Origin of the sequence: Streptomyces roseifaciens (assembly GCF_001445655.1) — a bacterium.
Lineage (GTDB): Bacteria > Actinomycetota > Actinomycetes > Streptomycetales > Streptomycetaceae > Streptomyces > Streptomyces aureoversilis.
Genome location: NZ_LNBE01000003.1, coordinates 583,539 through 602,794, shown reverse-complemented (window position 1 = coordinate 602,794; position 19,256 = coordinate 583,539). Strand labels below are relative to the sequence as shown.

The following is a 19,256-nucleotide window of genomic DNA, read 5'->3' as shown; positions in this document are numbered from 1 at the left end:
CGGGAGCCGCAAAGGCAGCGGGAGCTGCAAAGGCAGCGGGAGCTACAGGCCGAGCAGGAGCTGCAGGCCGAGCGGGGCCCAAGTGCGCCTTCCGAGGGCGATCGCGGGACTGACCTAGCGTGTCCGCATGACGATCCTGATGTGGCTTCGTTGGGTTTTCCTGTTCGATGCGATTGCTTTCGCAGCAACGGGGCTGCTCGACATCGCGCTGCAGACGATTCCGTCCGGACTCGTCGACGCCTCCGCACCGGTGGTGATCACATGCGTCCTGCGGCTCGCAGTGGCGGCAGTCAATGGGCGCGCCTTCCTGGACACCCACCGGGAAGCCGGACAATGGCATCGTCGCCCGGGACCGCGCCGCAGGCCCTGGGAATTCCCGAGCGTCATCGCCGGACAGGCATCCGCCGTCCCCATCCTGATCGTCCCTTTCGCGATCGAAATCCCCAGCCTTGCGCACAACGCCGGCGACATCGTGGTGCTGGTGATCGCCGCATTGCTCCTGGCGGCGGCGCTGTTCGTGCTGGGAAATGCCTTCCTCACACACACCGAGGTGGCCCTGAACCGGCCCTGGAAGGTGGTCATCGCCCTCCTTCCCTTCTTCGGCGTGTTCCAGTTCTGGTACCTCACTTTCCACAAGCCGGTCCACGAGCTCCCACGCGTCAATGTGCTGGCCGGACTCGAGCAGGTGGGACGCGACGGCGGTGGGACCCGCATGCGCGGGACCGTCACGCTGGACAACATCGGCACCGCCACGGTCGACGTGTTCGGAGCCCTCTACACGGTCACCGGACACGGCTCGGGAGGAACGGGCGCCACATTGAAGCCGGACGTCGTGAGGTCGGCGCTGAAGAAACCCTGGAAGGTGGCCTGGCAGGAGCCGGGCGACTACCGGGGCCTGCTGAAGGTCGGCCGCCTGATCAGGCCCGGCGGCCACCTGACTCCCGGGCAGAAACTGGTGACGTCCTTCGCGTTCGACGCCGGGAACGACGCACAGGAGAAACTGCGGCTGACCGTTCACCTCTCCCTGCTCACGCACACCACCGACCTGGGAGAATTCACACGCTGTCACCCGGACCCGGGCCCCAGGAAGGTGTGCTATTCGACACCGCTCCCCGTCCAGAGCTGGCTCCGCCTGGTGCTCGGCGACAAACCCAACGCCCGTACCTACTTCACGTTTCCCGCACATGGCGTGCCCTACCTGAGAACCACGTTCGTCTATGGCGACCGGAAAGAGAAAGGGCCGTCCGCGGAGCAGGCGGGGCGGGTCGACCCCTTCGTGCGCAGCCGTGGAGCGACGAGCAGCGTCGAGTACCGGCTGAGCCCCCGCTGATTACCCTCGCGGGGCGGTTGAGGGACCGGAGGGCCGGGTAGGGGCATCGCGCTGTGCGGAGCATGACAAGGAGCTGCCCGTTGCGCGAGAGCTGCCCGTTGCACGAGTTCACCGTGCCGCCCCTGGTGACGGCGCCCCCCGTCGGAGGCCTGGCGGACGTCGTGTTCGACCGGGCCGCGCAGGATCCCGGGCAGGCGGCGTTCGGCCGCAAGGGGCCGGACGGCCGCTGGCGGGACGTGACGGCGGCCGCGTTCCGGGACGAAGTGCTGGCGCTGGCCAAGGGGCTGCTCGCCGAGGGCGTGCGGTTCGGCGACCGCGTCGCCGTCATGTCCCGTACGCGCTACGAGTGGACGCTCTTCGACTTCGCGCTGTGGTCGATCGGCGCCCAGCCCGTGCCGCTCTACCCGACCGCCTCCCCCGAACAGGTCAGCTGGATCCTGCACGACGCGGGCGTGACGGCCTGCGTCGTCGAGCACGGGGACCACGCGATGACGATCGGCTCGGTCGTCGACCGGCTGCCGGGGCTGAGCCGCCTGTGGCAGATGGACGCGGGGGCCGTCGAGACGCTGAGCGCCGCCGGGGCCCGGATCGGCGACGACGTGGTGGATCGGCACCGGATGGCGCTCACCCCGGCGACGCCGGCCACCGTCGTCTACACCTCCGGCACCACGGGCCGCCCCAAGGGCTGCGTGCTGACCCACGCCAACTTCATGGCCGAGGCCGACAACGTCGTCAGGCGCTACGAGCAGGTCTTCCGCTCCCGCCCGGGCGACGAGGCGGCGACGCTGCTGTTCCTGCCGCTGGCCCATGTGTTCGGGCGGATGGTGCAGGTCGCGGCGGTGCGCGGGCGGGTCAAGCTCGGCCACCAGCCGCAGCTGACCGCCGCCGCGCTGCTGCCGGACCTGCGGGCCTTCCGGCCGACGTTCGTCCTCGCGGTCCCCTACGTCCTGGAGAAGATCTTCGCGCTGGCCCGGCGCGCGGCGGAGGCCGAGGGCCGGGCCGCGCCGTTCGAGCGGGCCGTCGACGTGGCGGTGCGGTACGCGGAGGCGCTGGAGCACCGGGCGTTCGGCACCGGCGCGGGGCCCGGGGCCGCGCTGCGGATCCAGCACCAGGTCTTCGACCGGCTCGTCTACGCCAAGGTGCGGGAGGCGCTGGGCGGGCGGGTGCGGCACGCCATGTCGGGCGGCTCGGCGATGGACCGGAGGCTGGGGCTGTTCTTCGCGGGCGCGGGCGTGACCGTGCTGGAGGGGTACGGGCTGACGGAGACGACCGGGGCCGCGACCGCCAACCCGCCCGAGCGGCCCCGCTTCGGCACGGTCGGGCGGCCGGTCCCCGGCACCACCGTACGGATCGCCGGGGACGGCGAGATCTGGCTGCGCGGCGGCCAGGTCTTCGCGGGCTACCTGGGCGACGCGAAGGCGACGGGCGCGGTGCTGCAGCAGGGCTGGTTCGCGACGGGCGACGTGGGGCGGCTGGACGGGGACGGCTATCTGACCATCACCGGGCGGAAGAAGGAGATCCTGGTGACGTCGGGCGGCAAGAGCCTGTCGCCGGTGGCCCTGGAGGAGCGCGTACGGGCCCACCCGCTCGTCGCCCACTGCGTCGTCGTGGGCAACGACCGCCCGTACGTGGCCGCCCTGGTGACGCTGGACGAGGAGGCGGTCGCGCACTGGCTGCACCTGCACGGCAAGGAGCCGGCGGGGCCCGGCGGGCTGCTGCGCGACGCGGACCTGGAGGCCGAGATCCGGCGGGCCGTGGTGGCCGCGAACACGCTCGTCTCGCAGGCCGAGTCCATCCGGACCTTCCGGATCCTCAGCGCCCGGTTCACCGAGGAGGACGGCCTGCTGACCCCGTCGCTCAAGCTCAGACGGAAGGCGATCGAGGCGGCGTACGCACGCGAGGTCGACGCGCTGTACCGCGGGTAACACCGGAACGGCTCACGCGGGGCGAAACCGCCGACGGCCTCGGGGAATAGCGTGGTGGCTACACCTGTTCACAAGTGGAGTAGCACGTACCGCTTTCTCCGAACGTAAGGAACGAGCACCCGTGAGCAAGGCACCTTCCTCTGGTGGTTCCTCCGCCTTCCCCGCCACCGTCACGCTCAACAACGGCGTCGAGATGCCGCGGCTCGGCTTCGGCGTCTGGCAGGTCCCCGACGCCGAGGCGACGGCCGTCGTCGAGACGGCCCTGGCCGCCGGATACCGCAGCATCGACACGGCGGCGGTGTACGAGAACGAAGCCGGCACGGGCAAGGCCCTCACCGGCTCGGGCATCCCGCGCGACGAGCTGTTCGTGACGACGAAGCTGTGGAACCACGCCGCCGAGACCTGGACGCGCGAGGGCGTCCTGCGCGAGTTCGACGCCTCGCTGGAGCGGCTCGGCCTCGACTACGTCGACCTGTACCTCATCCACTGGCCGCGCGCCTTCCGCGACGACTACCTCACCATCTACCGCACGTTCGAGGAGATCGCCGCGAGCGGCCGCGCCCGGGCGATCGGCGTCTCCAACTTCAAGCCCGCGCACCTGGAGCGGCTGCTGGCCGAGACGACCGTCGTCCCGGCCGTCAACCAGGTCGAGCTCCACCCGTTCCTGCCCCAGGCCGAGCTCCGCGCCTTCCACGAGCGCCACGGCATCACCACCGAGGCGTGGTCGCCGCTCGGCCAGGGCAAGGACCTGCTCACCGCACCCGTCATCGCCGGAGTCGCGGAGAAGCACGGCCGCACCCCGGCGCAGGTCGTGCTGCGCTGGCACCTGCAGCTGGGCAACGTGGCGATCCCCAAGTCCGTGACGCCCTCCCGCATCCGCGAGAACATCGACGTCTCCGGCTTCTCCCTCGACGCCGAGGACCTCGCGGCGATCGCGGCGCTCGACAGCGGCACCCGCCTGGGCCCGGACCCGGACGAGTTCGATATCTAGGGCTCTCCGGGGTGCCGGGGCGGGCGGCCCGGGCCGACGGGCCGCTTAAAGTCATGTCCATGTTCCCCACACCCTGGACCCCGCCCACCGACATCGAGGCGCAGTTGCAGGCCGCGACGGCGTACGGGGACTGGGACGGCCAGGTCGGCGCCCTCGCGGTGGCCGAGCTGTACATGGAGGAGGGCCGGGCCGAGGCCGACGGGCTGGTGCCGCCCGCACCGCTCGTGCCGTACCGCGACCCGGCCTCGGGCAAGCGCTGCCTGCCCGTCCTCACCCGCGGCGCGCTGCCGCCCTGGCGCCCCGACCGGGTCTTCCAGCGCACCACGCTGGACGAACTCGCCCTGGAGTGGCCGCACGACAAGTGGCACCTGGCGGTGAACCCCGGGCACCCGTCCGCGGCCGTCGTCCCGGCCACCCCGCTGGACCGCGAGGCCTGGCTGGAGGTCTGCGCCGAGGCGCCGACGCGCCCGCCCGGCCTCCTGCTGACCCTGTACACGGGCCCCCTGCACGGCCCGCTCGCCCACGGTCTGGCCTGCGGCGCCCTCCTCTCCGTGCGCGACGGCGTGCCCTGGAACGAGCTGGGCAGCGTCTACCGCGACTACGACGAGGACCGCGCCGTCCTGTACGACACGTGGGGCGTCGCCGATCCCGCCGGCTGGTGGCACCTGACGCAGCGGCTGCTCGCCGGGGACGGGGGGATGCGGGAGGCCGAGTTCGCGCTGCGGGCCCGCGAAGGCCTCGCCGAGCACTCCGCCGACGGGGCGCCGGCGACCGCGCAGTGGCGGGAGGCGGTCACCCACGTGCTGACGCACCGGGCCGCAGCCGCGGCGGAGGTACAGGCGCTGGACACCACCGTCACGCGCATAGCCGCGGCCGAGGAACAGCTGGTGCGCGATGCAGTGCTGCAGCCCGGTCAGCGCGTCGTCTCCACCGCGGCCCACGGCCTCGCGAGCGCGGTGACCCTCGCCCGGCTGGGCCTCTCCGCGCGGCTGTGCTCCCCGGCCGACGCGGAACGGGTCGTCCTGACCGCCGGTGAGGCCGCCCGCAGGACGTACGCGTCGTGGCCCGCCTTCTCCGCGGGCTTCCTGCTGGGCGCTGCCCTCGGGCCCGGCGCCGGGGACCCGCGCGCCGCCGCCTCCGGACACGAAACCGCAGTGAGCGCGCACCGCCTGCTCCTCGGCGACCCGGCCGGCCCCTGGCGCAACATTCCCTGGTCGTGACGGCCCTGCCGCTCCGACCCCGTAGGGCGCCGGACGGACAATCACGGGATGGGCGTAGCGACCGAGGGCGGGACAGCGCGGTGAGCCGGGGCGCCGTTGTGTCCATCGCCCTGTTCACCTCCGATCTCCGGCTCCACGACAACCCCGTGCTCACCGCGGCCCTGCGGAGCGCGCCGCACGTCGTACCGCTGTTCGTCGTGGACTCGGGCATCGCCGCCGCCGGCTTCGCCGTGCCCAACCGCGCCGCGTTCCTGGCCGACTGCCTCGCCGCGCTCGACGAGGGGCTGCGGGCCCGTGGCGGGCGGCTCGTGGTGCGCAGCGGCGAGGTCGTGGCGGAGACCCTCAGGCTGGCCGCCGCCACCGGCGCGGGCGAGGTGCACGTCGCCGCGGGCGTGAGCGCGTACGCCCTGCGCCGCGAGGAGCGGCTGCGGTCTGTTCTGGAGGCGGACGGGCGGCTGCTGCGGGTGCACGACGCGGTGGTCACGGCGGTGCCGCCCGGTGCCGTCCTGCCCGCCGGCAAGGACCACTACGCGGTGTTCACCCCGTACTTCCGCCGCTGGTCGGCCGAGCCGCTGCGGCCGGTGCTGCCCGCGCCGCGCGCGGTCCGGCTGCCCGAGGCGGAGTCGGAGCCGCTGCCCGCGGCGGCCGCCCTGGCCCGGGGCGCGGCGTCGCCCGGGCTGCCGCGCGGCGGCGAGGGCGAGGGGCGCCGCCGGTTCGCCGCCTGGCGGCGCGGCGGGCTCGCGCGCTACGCCGACCGCCACGACGACCTGGCGGGGGACGCGACGTCACGCCTCTCCCCGCACCTCCATTTCGGCAGCCTCTCGCCGGTGGAGCTCGTCGCGTCGGCCCGGGAGCGGGCCGCCGCGGGCTGCGCGGGCGCCATGGCGTTCGTACGGCAGCTGGCCTGGCGGGATTTCCACCATCAGATGCTGGCCGCCCGGCCGGAGGCGGCCCGCCGCGACTACCGGCCCCGGCACGACCGCTGGCGCGAGGCCCCCGGGGAGCTCGCCGCGTGGCGGTCGGGCCTGACCGGATATCCGCTCGTCGACGCGGCGATGCGGCAGCTCGCCCATGAGGGCTGGATGCACAACCGGGCCCGGCTGATCGCCGCGAGCTTCCTGACGAAGACCCTCTACCTGGACTGGCGGCACGGCGCCCGGCACTTCCTGGACCTGCTCGTGGACGGGGACGTGGCCGACAACCAGCTCAACTGGCAGTGGGTGGCGGGCACCGGCAGCGACACCCGCCCCCACCGGGTCCTCAACCCCCTGGCCCAGGCCGACCGCTTCGATCCCGAAGGCGCCTACGTGCGCCGCTGGGTGCCCGAGCTGGCCGGAGTGCCCGGCCGGGCCGTCCACCGGCCGTGGCGGCTGCCGGCCCCGGAGCGGGCGCGCCTGGACTACCCGGAGCCGGTCGTCTCCCTGGAGGAGGGATTGGCCCGGTTCCGGCAGGCGCGCGGGCTCGCCTGAACAGGGGTGGGCGCCCGCCGTGGCACAGGTCGTGGCAGCGCGGGCCCTGGCCCCGAGGGCGCGGTCAGCGCCCGCCGTGGCCCGGGGCGACGGCCTCGACGCGGCGGGCCAGCTCGACGTCCAGGCCGGTGATCTTGCCGCCCGCGCTGTGCGTGTTCACGCTGAGCGACACGGTGTTGTAGCCCAGGGTCGCATCCGAGTGATGGCCCAGTTCCTCCTGGATCTGCGCGATGTGGATCACCATGGCGGCGGCCTGGAAGTGCCCGTCGAAGCGGTAGGTGCGGCTGATGCGTTCGCCGTCCGTGGTCCAGCCGGGCAGCTCCTGGAGGCGGTCCTCGACGTCCTTCTGCGAGAGCGGTTCGACGGCCATGACTGTCCCCTTCGTGGGTGGGTGCCGTAGGTGGGTGCCCGGGTGGGGCCGTGGTGGTTGCCCGGGATGTGCCCCCGCCGGGCGCCGGTGACTCAAGCGTCCCACGGGGCAGGGGTGCTTTCGCGCCAATGTGCGGTACGGGGCTCCGCGCGCCGGACAAGTGCTACCGGGCCGGGGGTGTCGCTCCTATGCTCCTGCGCCGGACGTGTACACGTCACCGACGCCAGGGGGCCGGGCATGGACGGTACGGGCAGCACGCGCAGGAACTTCATCGGCGGAGCGGCGGCCGTCGCGGCCACGGCCGGCACGGCCGCGCTCGGCGGGCGGGCGGAGGCGGCCCCGCGCGCCAGACCGGCCGCGACGGGCGGGACGGGCGGCGGCAGATCCGGCAGCGGACCGAGCGTCGCCGTGCTGGGCGGCGGCGTCGCGGGGCTCACGGCCGCGCACGAACTCGCCGAGCGCGGCTTCCAGGTGACCGTGTACGAGAAGAAGGCGCCCGGCGGCAAGGCCCGCAGCATGGACGTGCCCGGCAGCGCCCGGGGCGGCCGCAAGGCGCTGCCCGGCGAGCACGGCTTCCGCTTCTTCCCCGGCTTCTACCAGAACCTGCCGGACACCATGCGCCGCATCCCCTTCCCCGGCAACCCCAACGGCTGCCACGACAACATCGTGGCCTCGACCGAGGTGATGCTGGCCCGAACCGGCCACGAGGACATCCGGCTGCCGTTCCGCACGGTCGGCAAGCCGCCGCCGCTGCTGACCCCGGACGCCCTGCGCCGCGCGCTGACCGGCTTCCTCGACGCCTTCGGCAACATCCCCGTCCACGAGACGGTCTACTTCGCGAGCAGGCTGCTCGTCTGGCTCACCAGCTGCGACGAGCGGCGGACCGGCGCCTGGGAGCGGGTGCCGTGGTGGGAGTTCATACGCGCCGCGAAGATGTCCCCGAACTACCAGCGGCTGCTGGCCATCGGCATCACCCGCAACATCGTGGCCACCAAGGCCGAGGTGGCCAGCACCAAGACGGTGTCGACGTGCATCGAGGCGTTCCTTTTCAACGCCCTGGGGCGGGGCGCGGACGGCGAGCCGGACCGGGTGCTCAACGCCCCCACCAACGAGGCGTGGATCGACCCGTGGGTCGCTCACCTCCGCTCCCTGGGCGTCACGTTCCGGATCGGCTGGGCCGTACGGGACCTGCGGATCGCGCGCGGCCGGATCACCGAGGCGGTCGTGCAGGACGCCTCCGGCGCCGGACAGTCGGTGACCGCCGACCACTTCGTCTCCGCGATGCCCGTCGAGCACGCCCGTACCACCTGGAACGCCCAGGTGCGGGCGGCCGACCCGCAGCTGGCGCGCTGCGACAAGCTGCAGACGGACTGGATGACGGGCATCCAGTTCTATCTGACGGAGCCCACACCCGTCCTGCACGGGCACGTCAACCACATCGACTCCCCCTGGTCGATCACCTCCGTGGGGCAGGCGCAGTACTGGTCGGGGCGCGACTTCCGCCGCGACTACGGGGACGGCGCGGCCGCGGACTGCCTGTCGGTGGACGTCTCCGAGTGGGACAAGCCCGGCATCCTCTACGGCAAGACCGCCAAGCAGTGCACGCGCGAGGAGGTCGCGCGCGAGGTGTGGGCGCAGATGAAGGCCGGGCTCAACGACACCGGGCGCACCGTCCTGAGCGACGCGAAGATCCACTCCTGGTTCCTGGACCCGGCCGTGGAGATCGGCGGCCCCCGCCCGGTCAACGACGAACAGCTCCTCGTCCACCCCGCCGGCACCTGGTACAACCGCCCCGCGGCGCGCACGGCGATCCCCAACCTCTTCCTGTGCGGGGACTACGTGGCCACCGACATCGACCTCGCGACCATGGAGGGCGCGAACGCCGCGGCACGGGCCGCGGTCAACGCCCTGCTGGACGAGACGGGTTCGCGGGCGGAGCGGTGCACGATCACCCCGCTGTACCGGGCCCCCGAGCTCGAACTGTTCAGGGCCGAGGACGCGATCCGCTACCGGATGGGACTGCGCAACGCCCTCGACCTGGGCTGACCCGGCCTGGGGCGGGGCGCCCCGGGGGCGGGGCGGCACGGTCGGATCATGACGACTGTCGTGGACGCCCCCGGGGCAAACGGAGGCCCGTTCAACCCTGTTTGCGGTCGACGTATTCGAAGACCGAGCCGTCCGGGTGGCGGGCCACCAGGTTGCGGCCGATCGGGGTCGGTACCGGGCCGGCGATGATCTGGGCGCCTACCGCCTCCAGGTCGCCGAGTGCCTCCTCCACGTCCGTCACCGCGATCGTGGCGGTGATCTTGCGCAGGATGGACAGCTCCTTCTCCGGTCCGCTCATGAGGAAGAAGCAGCCGACCGCGGCCACCGCGACGCCGCCGCGGTGGAAGCGCAGCGCCTCGGCACCGGTCAGGCGTTCGTAGACACCGATCGCGTGGTCCAGATCATCGACGCACACCCGTAGCGAGGTCCCCAGAATGTTCATGGGAGCAAGGCTAGTTGGCCGCGCGGCACGGTGCGGGACGGTTCAGGCGCGGCACAGGAGTTCGCCGTTCAGCACGGCGAACCAGGCGTCCTCGTGGCGGCCCCACTCCCGCCAGGCGGCGGCGATCCGGTCGAGGCCGGCCCGGTCCGCGTGTCCGCCGTCCACGGCGAGCCGGGCGTACGCGGAGGCGGTCGTGCGGGCCGCCCACAGACCGCTCCACCAGGAGCGTTCCTCTTCGGTGGCGTAGCACCACGCGCTCGCCGTGGCCGACACGCGGGTGAAGCCCGCCCGCCGGGCCCAGGACAGCAGGCGGCGTCCCGCGTCGGGCTCGCCGCCGGCGGTGCGGGCGACACGCCGGTAGAGGTCCTGCCAGTCGTCCAGGCCGGGGACGGCCGGGTACCAGGTCATGGCGGAGTAGTCCGCGTCGCGGACGGCGACGAGCCCGCCGGGGCGGCAGACGCGGCGCATCTCGCCCATCGCGCCCACGGGGTCGCCGACGTGCTGGAGCACCTGGTGGGCGTGGACGACGTCGAAGGACCCGTCGGGGAAGTCCAGGGCCCGGACGTCACCGACGGTGAAGTCGGTGTTGGTCAGCCCTCGGGCGGCGGCGGTCGCACGGGCCGCGCCGAGGACCTCCTCGGCGGCGTCCAGGCCGGCGACCCGGCCCTGCGGGACCAGGGCGGCCAGGTCGGCGGTGATGGTGCCCGGCCCGCAGCCGACGTCGAGGATCTCCAGGTGCGGCTCCAGCTCCGGCAGCAGGTACGCGGCGGAGTTGGCGGCCGTGCGCCAGGCGTGCGAGCGCAGGACCGACTCGTGATGGCCATGGGTGTACACGGTGGTTTCGTCGTCAGCCATGACAGCACCGTAGAACCTTGTCTCGGATTTCGAGAGTGCCGTCTCACATTTCAGACCTCACCTGTCAGACGCCGCGTCCCCTCAGGTCCCACTCCGCGGGCAGGCGGTACACCACCAGCGCCTCGTTCTCCTTCCGCAGCGTCAATTCGCCGGGGGCGGCGGCGATTTCACCGTCGTACGCCAGGTGCGTCCCCCGCCGGATGCCGCTGATCCGCAGGCTGCGCACCCGGGCCGTCCTGAGCACCGGCGAGTGCTTCAGGCCGCCGCCCAGCGCCGCGGCGAGCAGCCGCGTGCGGGCCAGCGGGCCGCCCGAGACCGTGCGGACGTCCAGCACGCCGTCCGCCAGGTCGTGCCGCCGCACCGGCGCGAGACCCAGCCCGCGGTACGTGCAGTTGCCCGCGAACAGCATCCACAGCCGGCGCCGCCTGCCGTCCACCTCCAGCCGGAGCGGCCGCGCCGTGCGCAGCACGTGCACCGCCGCCAGCACGCCCGCGGGCCAGGCCCCGACGCGCGGCGCCCAGCGCTCGCGCACGCGCACCAGTTCCGGGTACGCGCCGATGCTGAAGGTGTTGAGGAACCAGCCCGCCTCCTCGCCGCCGCCCGCGCACATCCGCACCATGTCGACGGCCACGGCCTCTCCGGCCTCCACGGCCCGGCAGGCGTCGCCGAGGGACTCGATGCCCAGGTCGTAGGCGAAGTGGTTGTACGTTCCGCCCGGCAGGACCGCGAGCGGCAGCCGGTGGCGCCGGGCCACGACGGCGGCCGCGTTGACGGTGCCGTCGCCGCCGAACACGCCGAGGGCGCCGTCCAGTTCCCGGGCCCGCAGCGCCGCCGACTCCAGCACCTTCCCGAGGTCCCCTCCCTCGCCCGCGCCGTCCTGGCCGTACCCGGTGACCTCCGCGAGCGGCAGCGCCGAGCGCACCTCCTGCACCGGATCGGTGCGCACCCCCGCCGCCCGCTGCCCGGACCCGGCGTTGACGACCACCACCAGCCCCTCGCCGCGCGCCAGGGCCGGGGCGTCCGCGCGGGGCCGGGCCGGGGGTGCGAGCTGGGCGCGGGTGGGCGCGATGCCGCGCACGGCGAACGCGGCGCCCGCGCCCAGCGCCGCCCCCGCCAGCACGTCACCCGGATAGTGGACACCGGTGTAGACGCGCGAGAAGCACACCGAGGCCGCCAGCGGTGCGAGGGCCAGCCCCCAGGCCGGGTTCTCCAGCGCGATGCCCGTCGTGAAGGCGACCGCCGACGCCGAGTGCCCCGAGGGGAACGACGTCGTGAAGGGCTGCCGGGACAGCTGCCGGACGACCGGCACCACGTCCAGCACCGGGCGCAGCCGCCGCACCGACCGCTTGCCCACCGTGTTCACGGTCGCCGAGGCGACGGCCAGCGACGCCACCCCGCGCAGGGCGGCGCGGCGGGCGGGCCGCCCGCCGGCCAGGGCCGCGCCCGCCGCCACGCCGAACCACAGCAGCCCGTGGTCGGCGCTGCGCGACAGGCGGGGCAGGACGCGGTCGCCGCCGGGCCAGTGCCGGGCGGCCACCGCGAGGAACGCCGCCCGGTCCCAGGAACTCACGATCTTCCGCATGGCCCACGTGTACCCCGCCGGCGGGTTCCGACGCCGCCGGACCGGCCACCCGAAAGCCCCCCAGCCGACAGCAACGCCGGGACGCACCGCACAGCCACACCGCCCGGACGCACCGCCCGGACCCCCGGGTAGGCGCCCGGGGCGCCGCACCCCGACAATGGGCCCATGACCGATGCGACGCTGCTCAACCGGCACCGGGAGGCGCTCGCGCTGTTCACCGAGCGCGTGCACGCCGTCCGCCCCGGCCAGTGGGACGAACCGACGCCCTGCACCGAGTGGTCCGTGCGCGACCTCGTCAACCATCTGGCCGTGGAGCAGCTGTGGGTTCCGCCGCTGCTGGAAGGCCGGTCCATCGACGACGTCGGCGACGCGCTGGACGGCGACCGGCTGGGGGACGACCCGGTGGCCGTCTGGGACGCGGCCGAGGCCGCCGCGCGCGAGGCGTTCGCCGCGCCCGGGGCCCTGGAGCGGACGGTGGAGCTGTCCTCCGGGCCCTCCGACACCCGCGGGTACTGCTCGCAGATGACGGCGGACGCGGTCGTGCACGCGTGGGACCTCTCCCGCGCGATCGGCGCGGACGAACGGCTGCCCAAACCGCTGGTGGAGCTCACGCGGCGTGAAGTGGAGCCGTACATCGACAGCCTGGCGGGGACGGGCCTGTTCGCCGAGCCGGTGGAGCCGCCGCCCGGCGCCGACGCGCAGACCGTGCTGCTCGCGCAGCTCGGGCGCCGGGTCTGAGCGCTCTTCCCCCGGGCCCCCGCCACCTCCCCGGACTCGGACAGCCGACTGGCAGGGGCCGGGTAATCGGCACCGCGCTGGGCAGGATGCCGCCATGGCCTCCCCACTCACGCTCCTCACGCCCCGCCTGACACTGCGCCGCTGGCGCGCGGACGACGTCGAGCCGATGGCCGCCGTCAACGCCGACCCCGAAGTGATGCGCTGGACCGGCGACGGCTCGGTGCTCGACCGGGAACGGACCGCGGCCGCCGTCGCCGCCTGGGAACAGGGGTGGGACGAGCACGGCGTGGGCCTCTTCGCCGTCGAAGTGCGCCGGTCGCGCCGGCTGGCCGGCTTCGCGGGCCTGTCCGTGCCCGCCGAACTGCCCGAGCTGCGCCCGGCCGTGGAGGTCGGCTGGCGGCTCGGCCGCCCCTTCTGGGACGACGGCCTGGCCACCGAGGCCGCGCGCGCCGTCCTGGACTTCGCGTTCCGCGACCGCGGGCTCGCCCGGGTCGTCGGCGTGCACCGCACCGGCCACGAAGCCCCCGCGGCGGTCATGCGCAAGCTGGGGATGCGGCACGACCGGAAGACGACGCACCCGGAGTACGGCGTGCCGCTCTGCGTCCACGTCATCGAGGCGCGGCCGTAGGCACGCGTCTACGTCCCCGCTCCTCCGTGCGCGCCCCCTGCCGGCTCGCTGCCGGGCAGGGCCAGGGGAAGCGGGCCAGTCCGCGAGGAGGGGGCCGAACCGGACCACCCGGGAAGGGTCCGGGACCCGCCGACGGGCAGGTCCCAGAGGTCCTCGCGCGGGCGGCCCGTCGCCTCCCAGGCGGCGCGGACGCGGCGCAGGGGCTCCAGCGGCGGCTCTGCCGAGAGGATGAACGTCGACCAGTGCATGGGGGCCATCGCCCGGGCGCCCAGGTCCTGGCAGGCGGCGACGGCCTCCTCCGGGTCGGTGTGGACCGTGCCCAGCATCCAGCGCGGGTCGTACGCGCCGATCGGCAGCAGGGCGAGGTCGATGCCGCCGTAGCGGCGGCCGATGCGCTCGAACCAGTGGCCGTAGCCGGTGTCGCCCGCGAAGTAGACGCGCTGCCCGCCGGGGGCGGTCATCACCCAGCCGCCCCACAGCGAGCGGCAGGTGTCGGTCAGGGTGCGCTTGCTCCAGTGGTGGGCCGGGACGAAGTCGAAGCGGACGGGGCCGGCCGGGCCGGGCAGTTCGACGGCCTCCCACCAGTCGAGCTCGGTGACGTGCGTGAAGCGGCGCCGCCGGGCCCAGCGGGCCAGCCCGGCAGGCAGGAGCAGCGGGGTGTGACGGGGCAGCCGTTTGAGGGTGGGCGCGTCGAGGTGGTCGTAGTGGTTGTGGCTGATGACGACCGCGTCGACCGGCGGCAGGTCCTCCCAGCGGACCCCGACCGGGGTGAGCCGGGGCGGCGTGCCGAGGATCCTGCGCGACCAGACGGGGTCGGTGAGCACCGTCAGACCGCCGATGCGCACGACCCAGCTGGCGTGCCCGGCCCAGGTGACCGCGGCCGTGGCGGCGTCGGTGACCGGCAGCGGACCGGGCTCGACCGGCAGCGCGGCGATCTCCCGCAGGGCCTCGGCGCCGGGGCGCAGCCGCCCCTCGCGGGCCAGCCGGGCGAGGGCGCGCACGCCGGGCAGGGGCGCGGTGAGGCGGTCGGCGAACGACTTGGGCCAGATGCGGATCTCGCCGAGCGGGCGCGGCTCGGCGAGAGGGCGCTCGGTCTGTTCGGTCATCGAGGGGGCTCCAATCGCTGGGGAACCGGGAGCGGTGCGGCGTGTCCGGCGTGGCGTGCACCGGGTCTCGCACGACCGGCCACGGTAGGTCAGCCGCCGGCGAGCCGGCCGAAGGCCGATCCGAAACTGGTCAGTGCGGCGGCGACCCCCGGCGCGGCCAGCGGGTCCGGGGCGTCCAGGGCGCGCTGCCGCTCCTCGTCGGTCGCGCCGAGGAGGGGCGGGGTGGAGATGCGGACCCGCAGGGCGTCGGGGTCGTCGCCGAAGCGGTGGCCGCCGGGCACGGGGCGGCCGAGCGCGGTGCTGAGGTGCGCCTCGAGCTCGACGGAGTCGGTGATGGCACGGTCGGCGAGGGCGGCGCGCAGCTCGCCGAGGTCGGCGTAGAGGTAGGGCCCGGCCTGCGAGGGGCGGCTGAGGACGCCGGCCGCGGTGAGGTGCTCGCGCGCGGCGCGGGCGAGGGCGCCGTAGATCCGGACCGCGTCGGCGGCCCGGGCGCGGACGGGCCCGGGCTCGTCGAGGGCGTAGGCGGCGGCCGCGGCGACCGGCGGCGCCAGCTCGGCCCGTACGGCGGCGAGCGCGGAGGTGACCCGGGCGCGCAGGACCGGGCCGCGCCCCCCGGCGGGGAAGCGGGCGACGGCGGCGGGCCAGGCCGTGGGGAAGAGGCCGCCGGCCAGGTCGGTGAGGACGACGACGTGGTCGGGCCACATCTCGGCGGGGCCGAAGAAGACCGTTCCGCCGGGGTCGTGGCGCATGTCGCGCCAGGTCTCGTCGCTGACGACGGTCAGCTCCTCGCCGACGGCCGCCTCGCACACCTCGTGCAGGAGCTCGGGCGGGGTGACCGAGCCGGTGGGGTCGTCGGCGACCGACAGGACGAGCACGCGCGGTCTGCCGCCCTCGGCACGGATCCGGCGCACGGTCTCCAGCAGCGCGAAGGGGTCGGGCACGCCGCCGCACTCGGCGGGCACCGGCACGTGGTAGGTGGGGCGGCCGGCGAGCCGGGCGAGCGGGGGGTACCAGGCGGCGCACGGGCGCGTGAGCAGGACGTCGCCGCCGGCCCCCGCGAGGACCGCGAGCAGCAGGGGCTGGGCCCCGGGTGCGGCGAGGACGTGCTCGGGCGCGGTCGGCAGGCCGCGGCGCGCCCAGTAGCCGCAGGCGGCGGCGCGCAGGGCGTCCCCGCCGCCGACCGGTTCGGGTGCGCTGTCCCGGGCGGCCTGCGCGAGGCGCGCGGCGAGCTCCGGCAGCACGGGCAGCCCGCGCTCGGGCGCGGTGCCGGCCGGGAGCGCGGGAAAGCTGACCTGCATCCGTCCGTACCTCCGACCGCCGCGCCGTCCGCACCGAGCGGCAGCGCCTGTACGGCACCGGGGCCGCCTGCTGCCGCCCCCGTCCACCTTCGCAGATCAGGGGGTGCGGAGCGGGCCGACACGGGCGGGCGGGTGACGTCGTTCGGCCGTGGCCGGGCGGGTGCCGCCCGCGCGGGGCGGAGGCGGCGGCCGGTCCGGGGGCGGCTGGACGAATCACGGCCCGGGGGCCGTCTCGCAGCACCATTTGCGGCCGCCGGGCGGGGGTGGCGGGACAAAAACAAAGGATTTTGCGGACCGCCCCGCTCCGGTCACCATGTCGTGTCGCACATCCTGGCGAACCTGCCCGCTGGACCGAGAGGCACACCCCCTCATGCACGACACCGACGGCACGCACACCCGCCGTTTCGGCCTCCCGACCGCCACTGCCCTGGTCATGGGCAACATCATCGGCGGCGGCATCTTCCTGCTGCCCGCGTCCGTCGCCCCGTTCGGCACGGTCAGCCTGCTGGCGTTCGGCGTCCTGACCGTCGGCGCCATCGCCCTGGCCCTGGTCTTCGGGCGCCTCGCGGAGCGCCATCCGCGCACCGGCGGCCCCTACGTCTACGCGCGCGAGGCCTTCGGCGACTTCGCCGGCTTCCTGTCCGCCTGGTCGTTCTGGACCATGACGTGGGTCAGCAACGCGGCCCTCGCCGTGGCCGGCGTCGGCTACCTGCACGTCATGACCGGCAAGGGCTCCATGGCCGGGGACCTCGCCATGGCGCTGGCGATGCTGTGGCTGCCCACGCTCGCGAACCTGGCCGGTACGCGCTGGGTGGGCGCAGTCCAGATGATCTCCACGGTGATGAAGTTCGTGCCGCTGCTGTTCGTCGCGGTCGTCGGCCTGTTCTTCTTCGACCCGGACAAGCTCGGCTCGTTCACCACCTCCGACGGCAACTGGACCGGCGGGCTGACGGCGTCGGCCGCGATCCTGCTCTACTCCTACGTGGGCGTGGAGTCCGCCGCGATGAGCGCGGGCGAGGTCCGCGACCCGGAGCGCAACGTGGGGCGCGCGAGCGTCCTGGGCACCGTGGGCGCGGCGCTGGTCTACCTCCTGGGCACGGTCTCGGTCTTCGGCACCGTCGAGCACGACAAGCTGGTGGAGTCCACGGCCCCCTTCTCGGACGCCGTCGACGTGATGTTCGGCGGCCACTGGGGCGGCACGCTGATCGCCCTCTGCGCCGTGATCTCCATCGTGGGCGCCCTCAACGGCTGGACGCTGATGAGCGCCCAGGCCCCCTACGCCGCCGCGAAGGACGGGCTGTTCCCGGCCGCGTTCGGGAAGAAGAAGCGCGGCGTGCCGACGTTCGGCGTGCTCGCCGCCGCGGTCCTCGCCTCGCTGCTGACCATCGTCAACTACACCTCGGGCGTGGGCGGGGTCTTCGAGATCCTGGTCCTCATCACGACGTTCTCCGCGACGGTCCCGTACCTGCTGGCCGCCGCCGCGCAGGTGTACTTCCTGCTCACGGGGCAGCGGGACAAGGTCCGCACCGGCCGCTTCGTCCGTGACATGGCGCTCGCGCTGGGCGCGTTCGCCTTCTCCTTCTGGCTGGTGGCGGGCGCCGGGTACGCGGCCGTCTACCAGGGCGTGCTGTTCCTCTTCGCCGGCATCCTCGTCTACGTGTGGCTGACGGCCCGCCGCACCACGGCGCAGGCCGGTGCGCAGGACGGGGCCGCGCAGTCCGCCGCCCCGGAGCGGGCCGGGACGGCGGAGCGGGCGGAGCAGGCGGAGGCCGTCAGGCCGTGACGCCGCCGTCGAGGACGAGGTCGGCACCCACGGTGTAGCCGGCCTCGTCCGAGGCGAGGTGGAGCACGGCGGACGCGATCTCGTCGGGGGTGCCCGCGCGGCCGGCCGGCACCTCGCGGCTCATGCGCTCGGCCTTGTCGAGCGAGGACTCCCCGGGGCGCGAGGACATCGGCGTCTCGACGGGCCCGGGGCTCACGGCGTTGATCCGCACGCCCTCGCCGATGTGGTCCAGCGCGGCGTTGCGCGTCAGGGCGGAGACGGCCGCCTTCGTGGCCGTGTACGCGCCGAAGCCGGGCTTCCTGCGGTGGGCGCCGACGTTGGACGCGATGTTCACGATGGCGCCGCCGCCGTTGGCGCGCATGTGCCCGATCTCGTACTTCATGGACAGCCAGACGCCCTTGAGGTTGGTCCCGACGATCCGGTCGAAGTCCTCCTCGGGCACGTCCGCCACCTTGGCCGGGGGCACGGCGAGACCCACGTTGTTGACGGCGACGTCGAGGCTGCCGAAGCGCGCGACGGTCTGCTCCACGAGGGCCCGCACGTCCTCGGCCCGGGTCACGTCCGCGGTGACGGCGACGGCCTCGCCGCCCTCCGCCTCCACGAAGGCCACGGTCTCCTTCAGCGGCTCCTCCCGGCGGCCCGCGACCACGACCCGCGCGCCTTCCCTGGCGAAGGCGAGGGCGATGGCCTGGCCGATTCCCGTACCGCCGCCGGTGACGAGGACGGTCCGGCCGGTGAAACGTGCGGTCATGTCGACACTCCTAAGCAATGGGTCGCATAAAGGCGGGTGTGTTGCATGAGATGCCGTGACGGCGGCAGCGGTCCGGAAAAGCAGCAGGAGTCCGTCACCTTCACTCCAGCAGGGCGAGGGCCTGTGCGGCCGCGTCCCGGAGCCGGGCCCGGCCGGGTACCGCCTTGCCGACCACCCGCATGCCCTGCATCAGGACGAGCAGCATCCGCGCGAGGGCCACGGGGTCGCGGCCGGCGGGCAGTTCGCCCTGCTCCTGGGCCCGCGTCAGTGCGGCGGTGAGCGCCGCCTCCAGGGCGAGCCAGCTCTCCTCGACGCCGCGGGCCGCGGCGGGGTCGTGCGGCGCCAGCTCGACGGCGGTGTTGGTGACGAAGCAGCCGCGCCGCAGCTCGTCGTCGGCCGCCTCGCCGGCGAAGCGGGTCACCAGCCCCCGCACGGCCGGCAGGGCCGGGCCGGGGCGCGAGAGCTCCTCGGCGATGCGCGGGCTGTGCTGCTCGCTGTAGCGCTGCAGCGCCTTGAGGTAGAGCTCGTGCTTGCTGCCGAACGTCGCGTACAGGCTGGCCCGTGCGATGCCCAGGTGAGCGACGAGGTCGGCCATCGACGTCGCTTCGTAGCCGCGCCGCCAGAACAGCTCGACGGCCGACTGGAGCGCGGCATCCGGATCGAATTCCTTGGTCCTGGCCATGAGTCGACCGTAGCGATTCGAGAACGTTCGGTCAAGAATG

Annotated in this window: 17 protein-coding genes; 9 read left to right on the top strand and 8 right to left on the bottom strand. The window is 74.3% G+C overall.

Annotated elements, in window-relative coordinates:
* The first annotated feature begins 127 nt into the window (after nucleotides 1–127).
* The 5 genes from AS857_RS08600 (at nucleotide 128) to AS857_RS08580 (ending at nucleotide 6,935) form a co-directional block, all read left to right on the top strand.
* Nucleotides 128–1,330, top strand: a complete 1,203-nt coding sequence (locus AS857_RS08600) for a hypothetical protein (RefSeq protein WP_058042532.1) — start codon at nucleotides 128–130, stop codon at nucleotides 1,328–1,330.
* Between the two features lie 98 nt (nucleotides 1,331–1,428).
* Entirely contained in the window at nucleotides 1,429–3,255 is a 1,827-nt protein-coding gene (locus AS857_RS08595) for an AMP-dependent synthetase/ligase (protein WP_173864763.1), read from the top strand.
* A gap of 193 nt (nucleotides 3,256–3,448) precedes the next feature.
* A complete protein-coding gene (locus tag AS857_RS08590; RefSeq protein ID WP_058044006.1) occupies nucleotides 3,449–4,246 on the top strand; it encodes an aldo/keto reductase in 798 nt (265 codons plus the stop codon).
* Nucleotides 4,247–4,305: 59 nt separating this feature from the next.
* A complete protein-coding gene (locus AS857_RS41855; RefSeq protein WP_058042531.1) occupies nucleotides 4,306–5,466 on the top strand; it encodes a DUF1266 domain-containing protein in 1,161 nt (386 codons plus the stop codon).
* 98 nt (nucleotides 5,467–5,564) lie between these two features.
* A complete protein-coding gene (locus AS857_RS08580; RefSeq protein WP_058042530.1) occupies nucleotides 5,565–6,935 on the top strand; it encodes a cryptochrome/photolyase family protein in 1,371 nt (456 codons plus the stop codon).
* A gap of 64 nt (nucleotides 6,936–6,999) precedes the next feature.
* Here the strand turns inward: AS857_RS08580 and AS857_RS08575 are convergent, their stop codons facing one another.
* Nucleotides 7,000–7,305, bottom strand: coding sequence for a 4a-hydroxytetrahydrobiopterin dehydratase (locus AS857_RS08575; protein WP_058042529.1), 306 nt, complete (start codon nucleotides 7,303–7,305; stop codon nucleotides 7,000–7,002).
* Between the two features lie 237 nt (nucleotides 7,306–7,542).
* Here AS857_RS08575 and AS857_RS08570 point away from each other — a divergent pair, with 237 nt between their 5' ends.
* Nucleotides 7,543–9,351, top strand: a complete 1,809-nt coding sequence (locus AS857_RS08570; RefSeq protein ID WP_058042528.1) for a hydroxysqualene dehydroxylase — start codon at nucleotides 7,543–7,545, stop codon at nucleotides 9,349–9,351.
* A gap of 91 nt (nucleotides 9,352–9,442) precedes the next feature.
* Here the strand turns inward: AS857_RS08570 and AS857_RS08565 are convergent, their stop codons facing one another.
* The 3 genes from AS857_RS08565 to AS857_RS08555 form a co-directional block, all read right to left on the bottom strand.
* Entirely contained in the window at nucleotides 9,443–9,793 is a 351-nt protein-coding gene (locus tag AS857_RS08565) for a VOC family protein (protein ID WP_058042527.1), read from the bottom strand.
* Nucleotides 9,794–9,835: 42 nt separating this feature from the next.
* The gene (locus tag AS857_RS08560; protein WP_058042526.1) at nucleotides 9,836–10,648 is read right to left on the bottom strand and encodes a methyltransferase domain-containing protein; all 813 of its coding nucleotides are present in this window, start codon (nucleotides 10,646–10,648) and stop codon (nucleotides 9,836–9,838) included.
* A gap of 64 nt (nucleotides 10,649–10,712) precedes the next feature.
* Entirely contained in the window at nucleotides 10,713–12,230 is a 1,518-nt protein-coding gene (locus AS857_RS08555) for a bifunctional phosphatase PAP2/diacylglycerol kinase family protein (RefSeq protein WP_058042525.1), read from the bottom strand.
* 165 nt (nucleotides 12,231–12,395) lie between these two features.
* On the opposite strand from AS857_RS08555, the gene AS857_RS08550 reads away from it, so the two are divergent.
* Both AS857_RS08550 and AS857_RS08545 read left to right on the top strand, forming a co-directional pair.
* The gene (locus AS857_RS08550; RefSeq protein WP_058042524.1) at nucleotides 12,396–12,968 is read left to right on the top strand and encodes a TIGR03086 family metal-binding protein; all 573 of its coding nucleotides are present in this window, start codon (nucleotides 12,396–12,398) and stop codon (nucleotides 12,966–12,968) included.
* A gap of 94 nt (nucleotides 12,969–13,062) precedes the next feature.
* Nucleotides 13,063–13,596, top strand: a complete 534-nt coding sequence (locus AS857_RS08545) for a GNAT family N-acetyltransferase (protein ID WP_058042523.1) — start codon at nucleotides 13,063–13,065, stop codon at nucleotides 13,594–13,596.
* Between the two features lie 8 nt (nucleotides 13,597–13,604).
* Here the strand turns inward: AS857_RS08545 and AS857_RS08540 are convergent, their stop codons facing one another.
* Both AS857_RS08540 and AS857_RS08535 read right to left on the bottom strand, forming a co-directional pair.
* A complete protein-coding gene (locus AS857_RS08540; protein WP_107105539.1) occupies nucleotides 13,605–14,702 on the bottom strand; it encodes an MBL fold metallo-hydrolase in 1,098 nt (365 codons plus the stop codon).
* Nucleotides 14,703–14,791: 89 nt separating this feature from the next.
* Nucleotides 14,792–16,000 (bottom strand): aminotransferase class I/II-fold pyridoxal phosphate-dependent enzyme, encoded by a 1,209-nt coding sequence (locus tag AS857_RS08535; RefSeq protein WP_058042522.1) that lies wholly within the window; start codon nucleotides 15,998–16,000, stop codon nucleotides 14,792–14,794.
* Between the two features lie 370 nt (nucleotides 16,001–16,370).
* On the opposite strand from AS857_RS08535, the gene AS857_RS08530 reads away from it, so the two are divergent.
* Entirely contained in the window at nucleotides 16,371–17,783 is a 1,413-nt protein-coding gene (locus tag AS857_RS08530) for an amino acid permease (protein ID WP_058042521.1), read from the top strand.
* On the opposite strand, the gene AS857_RS08525 is transcribed toward AS857_RS08530, so the two are convergent.
* Complete coding sequence (locus AS857_RS08525) at nucleotides 17,773–18,534, bottom strand: SDR family NAD(P)-dependent oxidoreductase (RefSeq protein ID WP_058042520.1); 762 nt, start codon at nucleotides 18,532–18,534, stop codon at nucleotides 17,773–17,775. The genes AS857_RS08530 and AS857_RS08525 overlap by 11 nt on opposite strands.
* Before the next feature lie 100 nt (nucleotides 18,535–18,634).
* Nucleotides 18,635–19,216, bottom strand: coding sequence for a TetR/AcrR family transcriptional regulator (locus tag AS857_RS08520; protein ID WP_058042519.1), 582 nt, complete (start codon nucleotides 19,214–19,216; stop codon nucleotides 18,635–18,637).
* Nucleotides 19,217–19,256: the final 40 nt, after the last annotated feature.